The organism is Quyinboa ferrireducens, from assembly GCF_042436675.1.
In the GTDB taxonomy this organism is placed as follows: Bacteria; Bacteroidota; Bacteroidia; order Bacteroidales; family UBA5342; genus JBHJHP01.
The window spans coordinates 1-884 of sequence record NZ_JBHMVA010000087.1 but is presented as its reverse complement, the minus strand read 5'-3'; the positions used below and the strand labels follow the sequence as shown (position 1 = coordinate 884).

Here is an 884-nt window from a genome sequence, read left to right as displayed (position 1 = left end):
TATTCTTAAATGATCTGGAAAGGCTTAAATTTGAGATAATAACATAAATTCAAAAAGAAAGGAAAACCAGTAAGTAAACTATTCCTTTTGGTAAGCAGGTGGCTTATCTCCTTATTTAGACTTACCGGTTTTTCTTGAAATAAAGACCTATATAAGAATTTAGCCTTCTGCAATTAAGGTTTTTAGGATTATTTCAAGTTCCCTTCTTTTCTTTTTGTCTTTGCTAATTTCAAAGTTATGAAGAAGATTTTTATTGGCATTGATGTAAGCAAATTAAAATTGGATTTTTGTATCTGGCAAGATGGTAACTATGTTGATGAGACCATTATTTCAAACCATTGTGATGCTATTAAGTATCATTTGAAAAGCATATTAGTGGATACACCAAAAGAAGATGTCCTGGTATGCGCAGAGTATACCGGTCAATATATTTATCCTCTGAGTTGCGCCTGTGATGAACTTAAAGTTGATCTATGGATTGAAAATCCAGTTCAGATTAAATACAGATCTGGACTGAAGCGTGGTAAAAATGATAAAATAGATGCCCGAAAGATTGCCGCTTATGCGCAACGATTTCATGACCAGGCACGCCTGTTTGCTTTACCGGAAAAATCAATTCAAGCATTAAAGCAATTGGTTAGTGAGCGGGATATGCTTGTCTGTGATAAAGCCAAATATCAGGGACAACTTAGCGATCAGAAAGATTATATGGATCAAGAATTGTATAAAAATAAATACAACCGATTGTCTCAACTTATACATAATCTTGGACAGGCAATTAATCAAATTGAAAGCCAAATCCAGTTAATAATTGATGGCGATGAGACATTATCCAGACAACACCAGCTATTATGTTCAATCGACGGAATTGGTGAAAGAACATC

At 34.0% G+C, this 884-nt stretch carries 1 protein-coding gene; it reads left to right on the top strand.

From position 1 onward, the window contains the following. Positions 1-237 precede the first annotated feature (237 nt). Positions 238-884, top strand: a 647-nt coding sequence (locus tag ACE01N_RS20540; RefSeq protein WP_380592964.1) for an IS110 family transposase, incomplete at its 3' end; no start/stop codon positions are given.